Source organism: Bradyrhizobium sp. (assembly GCF_049512235.1).
Taxonomy (GTDB): domain Bacteria; phylum Pseudomonadota; class Alphaproteobacteria; order Rhizobiales; family Xanthobacteraceae; genus Bradyrhizobium.
In genome coordinates this window covers 1-7,766 of the sequence record NZ_JBEKXH010000329.1, presented here as the reverse complement: position 1 = coordinate 7,766, position 7,766 = coordinate 1, and the positions used below count along the sequence as shown (strand labels likewise).

The window sequence follows — 7,766 nt, the reverse complement described above, 5'->3', positions numbered from 1 at the left end:
CGCTGCCGCCGCCGCTGTGCCCAGAAACGAGCCGCCGCCCCCCGTCGGGGCCTGGGCCGCTCCAAAGGGCTGGCTGTAGGAGGGCTGGCCGTAGGGGCTCTGATCATATTGCCCCGCCGGTTGCGCGTGCTGCATCACCTGGCCGCTGTTCCATATCGGGCGGCTGCCCACTTCGGGCGGCCGGACGTTCGGCACCGAACCGCGCGGCTGACTTTGCCCGAATATCGTCTCACGCATGGAATCGAGGAACCCGCCGGATTGACTTTGCGCCGGCGCGCTGGCGGCTTCCAGTTCCTGGATGCGGTCGTTGGCACGCTTCAGCGCTTCGTCCTGCACCAGGACAGTCTGCACCAGGGCGTAGACGGCGTTGGGCGCCTTGCGCAGGCCTTGGGCTATGGCGGCGGCCGCATCCGGATCGCGCGGCGCATTCTCTACCCTGGCGAGCCGGTCGAAAAGATCGTCGATCATCTGGCGTTCTTGCGGTGTCATGGATTTTCTCCCTCGCTTCGAAGCGCTGGGCAGATGTAGGGGGGCTTTCGGGCGCGAGAAGTGAATTTATGTATGCGACAAGAGGTCCCGGTGGAATTTCAGGGGCACGGTCAGAACAATGTGACTCTGTTCGCAGCCATTAGCCGCGGAAAATGCTCGCTCGCGAGGAAAGCGTGCTCATGCTCGCGATGGTCGGTCAGCGGGTCGAGGCTGACCAGGGTTTCGTCGACAAAGCCCGGATGACACATGATGAGTCCATCCTCCGGCAGCCCATCGAGAAATTGTCCCATCAGCGTGCCAAAATCGGGCCGCTGAGAAAAATCATAGGCACCGGCGAAGCCGGGGTTGAAAGTGAGATCGGCGCGCGAGGCGCGGCGGCGAAATTGTGTGCTTAGAACGTCAAGCAACAATGCCTTGGGCATGCCGAGCCGCCGGGCCAACGGCTGACGGCGTCCGCCTTGGCGGACCCAGGCATTGGGCGCGGCCTGTTTGACCGCCCTCAGAAACGCATCGCGCACCTGGGGAAACAGCTGCGCATGCTGGTGACCGTCAACAAACTCGGGGGCGCGGTCGAACAGATCGCCGAACGCGGCAAGCTGTACCATCAATTCCGCCTGGATGATCTCGGGATCGAGCCGCCGCAGCAAGCCCCAGCGCAGCAGTTTCGGCAAGCTTAGGAACATGCCGCCCTCGAGCGGCTGAAAGTGCATGGTCAGGGGCCGGAACGGCGCCGTCAAGGTGGCGTGCAGGCCGATCGAGCAGCGCGGACTGCTGGCGACGGCGGCTTGAAGCGCGGTGATTTCGGCACGGCCGATCGCAGAGCCCACCACCATCACCGATGTCGCGTTGAGACGACCGCGCTCGATCAGGTCACGAATGGCCCGGTTGACGCCGGGGCTGAGACCGTAGTCGTCGGCGCACAGCCAGATCCGGCGCGGCGGCGCGGCGTCGTTCATTCCGCGGCAGTCCTTTCACCGGCGCTGACGCAGGTTGCCGCCTCGACCCGCTTTTCGCTGTGTTCAGCGACAAAATAGATCGGACGGGCTTTCAACTCCGAAAGAATCTTGCCGATATATTCGCCCACGATCCCGATCATGATCAGCTGCACGCCGCCGATTGTCATCAGGCCGACCACGATCGAGGGATAACCAGGAACCGATTTTCCGCTCACCCAGGTTTCCCAGAGGATCGAAAGGCCGAACAGGAAGGCCGCGGTCGCGAGCAGCACCCCGAGCAGGCTGGCAAAGCGCAGCGGCGCCACCGAGAACGACGTCAGGCCTTCGATCGAGAGTCCGACCAGCCGGCCGGCGCTGAAGGTCGTGATGCCGTGCGCGCGGGCGGAGGGTTCGTAATCGACGCGAATCTGGCGGAAGCCGATCCAGCTCGCCAGACCCTTGAAGAAGCGATTGCGCTCGGGAAGCTGCCGCAGCGCCGCCGCCGCCCGCGGCGACAGCAGGCGGAAGTCACCGGCATCCTCGGGGATTCTCTGCCGCGCCCCCCAGTTGATCAGCGCGTAGAAGCCGTGCACGGCAAGCCGCCGCAACAGCGGTTCGTTGTCGCGATGCGCCTTGGCGGTATAGACAACGTCGTAACCGCCGTCGATCCAGTGCCCGACCAGCTGCTCCACCAAATCAGGCGGGTGCTGCCCATCGCCGTCCATGAACAGCACGGCGCCGCGTCGGGCATGGTCCAGTCCCGCCATCAACGCGGCTTCTTTGCCGAAATTGCGTGACAGCGACACCACTTGAACGTCGAGCGCCTCGGCCGCGAGTCCGCGGGCAATCGCGAGCGTCGCGTCGGCGCTGCCGTCGTCGACGTACACCACCTCGCAGGCGAGGCCGTAGCGCTTGGTCAACGTTTTGGCCAGGGAGCTTAGCCGCTCGTGCAGAAAGGCCAGCCCGGCGGCCTCGTTATACAAGGGTACGACGATCGACAGCCCCTGTGCCGCGGCCGTGGCGGCCGTGGTTGACAGGCCAGAAACATCGCTACCCAGCATCATCGATCAGGTTCCAACTATCCTGGAAAACATCATACGGCAACCGCCGCGCGTTGTCGTGTCAGCGCGGCAGCGGAGCTTGCGCCTCACTGCCGCAAGAATGCCTCAAGTTTAGCGAACAGCGGATTTTCGCGGTCCAGCACGTAGTCGAGCGACGCCACGGATACGGTGTCGGCGCCATGCGCGCGCAAAAAACTGGCGAGCGCGTAAAGCTGCGCCGGTGGGCAGTGCAGCGTCACCATTCCCGAGGACGTCGGTCCGCCAAACGGCGACACCACGCCGAACCGGTTGTGGGCCTCCGCCAGCAGCGCGGCTTCACACCCGCTAAAGCGGGTGCGGACTTCGCGGTACTTGCTGGCGCGCGCCCGGGCCGCGATGTGATCCAGGATGACGCGCGCAGTCTCGCGTGCCTCGCCCGACCAGTCGGCGTCCTTTGATGCCACGAGGTTGGCCTGGCTGCGCAGGATGACGCCGTCGTCGAGCACCTTGAGGCCATTGGCGGCAAGCGTGGCGCCGGTGGTGGTGATATCGACGATCATTTCCGCCGTTCCAGCCGCTGGCGCCCCCTCCGTCGCGCCGGCGCTTTCGACGATACGGTAGTCGACGACCCCATGGGAAGCGAAGAATGTCCGGGTCAGATTGATGTATTTGGTCGCGATCCGCATTCGCCGGTTGTGCTGGGCGCGGAAGCCGGTGGTGACATCGTCGAGATCAGCCATGGTCCGGACGTCGATCCAGGCCTGCGGCACCGCAACCACGACATTGGTGCTGCCAAAGCCGAGGCCGTCGATCAGCGCGACGCGCTGGTCGGCGTCGGCGATGCTCTCACGCACCAGGTCTTCGCCGGTGACGCCGAGATGGACCGTCCCGCGCGCCAGCTGCAAGGCGATCTCGCTGGCCGAGAGGTAGGCAATTTCGACGTTGTCGAGCCCAGAGATGGTGCCGCGATAATCGCGGGCGCCGCGCGGCTTTGCCAATGCCAGTCCGGCACGCGTGAAGAAGGCTTCGGCGTTCTCCTGCAGGCGGCCCTTTGAAGGAACAGCGACAACGAATGGCGTCGTCATGACTGGCCCTCGCTGGAATCCCTTGCGACGGGCTGGCAGCCGAGTTCGGTCAGGGTTTCGACCCAGACCGAAAACCCCACCGCGGGGATGGGGCTGCGGGCGCCCAGCTGAGTCATCAGCCCGTCATAGCGCCCGCCCGCCACCAGTGGCTCGAACCCGTCGCCCCGGCGGTGCAGTTCGAATTCGAAGCCGGTGTAATAGTCGAGGCCACGCCCGAACGAGGTGGAAAAGCGCGTCGAACTTATATCAATGCCGCGCGCGGCCATGAAGCCGACGCGGCTTTCGAACTGATCGATCGCCGCTGCTATATCGAGTTTTGCATCATTGGCTAGCGCCCTCAGCCGCACGATCGCCTCGTCTGGATCGCCCGCGATCGCGAGGAACCGCTTGATCAGATCGAGCGCATCGCGCGGCAGGGCGCCTCCCTTGAGGGTTGACTGTTCGAGGAAGCGGTCGGCGATCTCCGCAACCGAGCGGCCGCCGACATTGGTCGCGCCCGCAATGGACATCAGATCGGTCACCAGCGCCAGCGCGGCCTTGCGGTCGGAGCCCGCGAGCGCGGCGAGTACGCCTTCATATTCGTTGCGGCTGGATCCGGTCGCCAGTGTCAGCCGCTCGAGATCCTGCTTCAGGCTGATCTTGCGGTTGAAATCCTTGATCAGCCGGCGCCGCCACACCGGGTACAGATCGAGCGCATCGATCAGCGCCGTGTACAGCGCGACGTCGCCGGTGCGAATTTCGACATCAGTCAAGCCGAATGCGGCGGTCGCCTCGATCGCCAGCGCGAGCATTTCGGCATCGGCCGCGGCGCTGTCATGCCGCCCGAAGGATTCGATGCCGGCCTGCAGGAATTCGCTCGGCCGGCCGCCGCGATACCGGAACACTGGGCCGAGATAGCTGAACCCGGCGGGCTGACCGGCACGGCCGGAGGTGAGGTAATCCCGCGCCACCGGGATGGTCAGATCAGGACGCAGGCAGAGTTCCTCGCCGCCGGCATCGGTGGTCAAATACAGGCTTTTCCGGATGTCCTCGCCGGAGAGATCCAGAAACGGCTCGGCGGGCTGCAGGATTGCCGGCTCGGCCCTGGCGTAGCCGGCCTGGGCGAACGACTGCAGCAGCGCATCCGCCCATCTGGCTGATCCGGTCGCAAGAGGGGCGGCGGTTGGCATCATCTCGAAGTCCAATTATCCCCGCAGACGTAGCAGGCGCAGCCCCTTAGCATGGTCGCCTCCCGGTTTCGACTGGCATCACCCAAGTGGCTTAACACGTGGCCAAAGGGATCGGCCGCGACGGCAACTTATCCGGGCAGATCGGTACCGGTCCAGTCGCCGAGCATCGCCTGCACCAGCGCGAGCGCGGCCACTGCCGCGGTGTCGGCGCGCAGGATCCGGGGCCCGAGCGAAAGCCTCAAGATGCGCGGCTGTCGCAGCAGGACCGCGCGCTCTTCCTCGGCAAACCCGCCTTCGCAGCCGACCAGGACATCGATCCCGCTATGAACCGGCAGTTCACCCCGCAGTGCATGCAGGGGATTTGTGGCAGCTACAGCCTCGTCGCAGAAAACCAGCAGGCGCCGCCCGTCGCGCTGGCTCAAATAGTGATCGAGTGCGACCGGCTCAATCACCGCCGCCAGGCTGAGTATTCCGCACTGCTCGGCAGCCTCGATGACGTTGGCGCGCATCCGCTCGCTATTTACCCTCGATACCTGGGTGAAACGGGTCACAACCGGCCGCAGGGATGAGGCGCCCATCTCGACCGCTTTCTGCACCATGTAGTCGAGCCTTGCATGTTTCAGCGGCGCAAAGACATAAGCCAGATCGGGCAGGCGATCCTGTGGCCGGGTCCGAGCAACGATGGTGAGATTGTCCGGTCGTTTGCGGCCAGCGACCTGCGCCTGCCATTCGCCGTCGCGTCCATTGAACACCAGGACCGTATCGCCCGCGGCAAGCCGCATGACATTGCCGATATAGTTGCTTTGGCTGGGCTCAAGCGCAACTGATTCGCCCGGCACCAGTGCGGCGTCGACAAACAGCCGGGGTTTGCGAAAATCGAGTTGAGGCATGGCCGATGTTTCCAATTCTGGCCGCTTTTTAGCCCAATGGGTTGGAATTTACGCAATTATTACCCTTCCAAGCGGCTTTACGCCGCGCTGTTGCCAAATTCCCAGGGTCGTATGATGGCGGCAGGAATAGCAAAGAGCCCTATAAAGACCCATCGGAAGCCCAGCTTCTTTCGGGAAGACGTTGAGGGGGCGTTGGACGTTGCCGGAGAGACAACCTTGATGATCCGTCGCCTGCTTCTGCTGCTTGGCGTAGCCGCCTTCGCTGTCCCCGGCGGTGGGGCCCTTGCTCAAGGCGCCTTTCCCGCGCCGCTGCCCGGTCAAGCCCGGCTCGCCAACGACCCCGCATTTCCGCCGGTGAACGGCGCAGCCCCGTCTGCGTCCATCGGTGCCCCTCGCGCATCGTTTCCGCTCAACGGCGCCGCACCTTTCGCCGGCGCTGGCTTCCAGCCTGCGCCAGCGGCCGGCCCCCAGGCAGGTCCCGATGACCAATGCATGAAGGCATTCCTTCCCTTGCGTGACGACACTGAAAAGCGCGGCAAGATGATCAAGACTGCCAGCGAACATCACGCCACTCCGCAAGAAGCCTGCAAGCTGTTCGGGAATTTCGTCCAGGCCGAGATCAAGATGATCAAATATGTCGAAAGCCACGCCACGAAGTGCGGAATTCCGCCGAATGTGGCGGAGCAGATGAAAGCCAGCCACAAGGCTGCCGAGAGCACGCAGCAGAAAGTCTGCGCGATCGCAGAGCAGCAGCAGAAGGGGCCGCCCGGCCCGAGCCTGAGCGAGGTGCTGGGCTCCTCGGCAGCGCTCCCGGAGGCGACCGCCAAGAAGAAGGGCGGCAGCACATTCGATACCCTGAACGGCAACGTCCTGACGCGATGACCGGCGCCGCCGATTTGAAATTCCTGGCCCGGATGCCGCAACCCGGCGCCGCACAACGCTGCGTCGCAATGGATCGCGAACCGCGGAAACCGGGTACTGGCACCCGATGAGGGGCGCCGCTGCCCGTGTTGCTGATGCCACCGGCAATTGGGTCGACACCCGGGCCCCGCAATGGTCGCGGCCCTATCTGCGGCTTTCCCGCCTTGACCGGCCGATCGGATCCTGGCTGCTTTTGTTGCCGTGCTGGTGGTCGGCAGCATTGGCCACTGGCGTCACCAGGGACATCGGACCATTGCCTCTCATCCTGGCGCTGTTCTTCACCGGTGCGTTTGTCATGCGCGGCGCCGGTTGCACCTGGAATGACATCACCGATCGCGATCTCGACGCGCGGGTCGAACGGACGCGGTCGCGGCCAATTCCTTCAGGGCAGGTCAGCGTGCCGCGGGCGTCAGTCTTCCTCGTCGTACAGTGCTTGATCGGATTGGCGGTGCTGCTGCAATTCAACCGCTTTGCAGTGGCGACTGGGATCGCCTCGCTTGTCATCGTTGCGGTTTATCCCTTCATGAAGCGGATTACCTGGTGGCCGCAGATCGTGCTGGGGCTCGCGTTCTCCTGGGGCGCGCTGATGGGATTTGCAGTGCTGCTCGGGCGCATCGATGCGACCGCGCTTTTGCTCTACGCCGGCTCGATCGCCTGGGTGATCGGCTATGACACGATCTATGCCCATCAGGACGCCGAGGATGACGCGCTGATCGGAATCAAATCGACCGCGCTCTTGTTCGGGGCGCGCACCTATCGGGCGCTAATGGTGTTTTACGCGGCGGCGGTGGTCTTGATCGGGGCGGCGCTCGCGCTTGCCGGCGCCGGCTTCCCGGCATGGATCGGGCTTGCCGTGTTCGCGGCGCATCTCGGCTGGCAGATCCGGCGGCTCCAGATCGGCGATCCCAGATTGTGCCTGCGCATCTTCAAGTCCAACCGCGATGCGGGCTTGTTGCTGTTTGTCGGATTGCTTGCGGATGCGCTGATGCGGGCGGCCTGACCTGGCTGCCGGCGGAAACTATATTTCCTGTGCACTGACCGTACTTACACGGAATTGCTATCGGCGCAATGAGGCCGAGCGGGCGGGCGAAGGGCTCGCCCAGCAGCCGATTCGAAATCAGTCCCGCGCGATGATCTCGTGCTCGCCACGGTGAACTTCCGCTGGATTAAGCGGGTCGCCGCGGCGGCGGCGTACCAGGAATTTCGGGCGCCGTGCCCGGATTGCATTCTGACGGCG

The 7,766-nt window shown here is 64.5% G+C and carries 8 protein-coding genes and 1 pseudogene; 2 read left to right on the top strand and 7 right to left on the bottom strand.

Going from position 1 to position 7,766, the window contains the following annotated elements:
- From ABSG20_RS25095 to ABSG20_RS25070, 6 genes are all read right to left on the bottom strand, one after another.
- A partial coding sequence (locus ABSG20_RS25095; protein WP_423867190.1) for a DUF2076 domain-containing protein occupies window positions 1-489 on the bottom strand: 489 nt, incomplete at its 3' end.
- Between the two features lie 110 nt (window positions 490-599).
- Window positions 600-1,445 carry a ChbG/HpnK family deacetylase gene (locus ABSG20_RS25090; RefSeq protein ID WP_423867189.1) on the bottom strand — a complete coding sequence of 282 codons (846 nt, stop codon included), beginning with the start codon at window positions 1,443-1,445 and terminating at the stop codon, window positions 600-602.
- The gene (locus ABSG20_RS25085) at window positions 1,442-2,488 is read right to left on the bottom strand and encodes a glycosyltransferase family 2 protein (protein ID WP_423867188.1); all 1,047 of its coding nucleotides are present in this window, start codon (window positions 2,486-2,488) and stop codon (window positions 1,442-1,444) included. The genes ABSG20_RS25090 and ABSG20_RS25085 overlap by 4 nt, the downstream gene beginning before the upstream one ends.
- Window positions 2,489-2,571: 83 nt before the next feature.
- Window positions 2,572-3,549, bottom strand: coding sequence for an ATP phosphoribosyltransferase (gene hisG, locus ABSG20_RS25080; protein WP_423867187.1), 978 nt, complete (start codon window positions 3,547-3,549; stop codon window positions 2,572-2,574).
- Window positions 3,546-4,721, bottom strand: coding sequence for an ATP phosphoribosyltransferase regulatory subunit (locus tag ABSG20_RS25075; protein ID WP_423867186.1), 1,176 nt, complete (start codon window positions 4,719-4,721; stop codon window positions 3,546-3,548). Before ABSG20_RS25075 ends, hisG begins: the two co-directional genes overlap by 4 nt.
- 125 nt (window positions 4,722-4,846) lie before the next feature.
- Window positions 4,847-5,608, bottom strand: coding sequence for a 16S rRNA (uracil(1498)-N(3))-methyltransferase (locus ABSG20_RS25070; protein ID WP_423867185.1), 762 nt, complete (start codon window positions 5,606-5,608; stop codon window positions 4,847-4,849).
- A 219-nt stretch (window positions 5,609-5,827) separates the two neighbouring features.
- Here ABSG20_RS25070 and ABSG20_RS25065 point away from each other — a divergent pair, with 219 nt between their 5' ends.
- Window positions 5,828-6,490 carry a hypothetical protein gene (locus ABSG20_RS25065; protein ID WP_423867184.1) on the top strand — a complete coding sequence of 221 codons (663 nt, stop codon included), beginning with the start codon at window positions 5,828-5,830 and terminating at the stop codon, window positions 6,488-6,490.
- Window positions 6,491-6,596: 106 nt separating this feature from the next.
- On the top strand, window positions 6,597-7,529 hold the full coding sequence (ubiA, locus tag ABSG20_RS25060; protein ID WP_423867183.1) for a 4-hydroxybenzoate octaprenyltransferase: 933 nt from the start codon (window positions 6,597-6,599) through the stop codon (window positions 7,527-7,529).
- Window positions 7,530-7,646: 117 nt separating this feature from the next.
- On the opposite strand, the pseudogene ABSG20_RS25055 reads toward ubiA, so the two are convergent.
- Window positions 7,647-7,766 (bottom strand): annotated as a pseudogene (locus ABSG20_RS25055) (DUF6101 family protein); the annotation flags it as partial.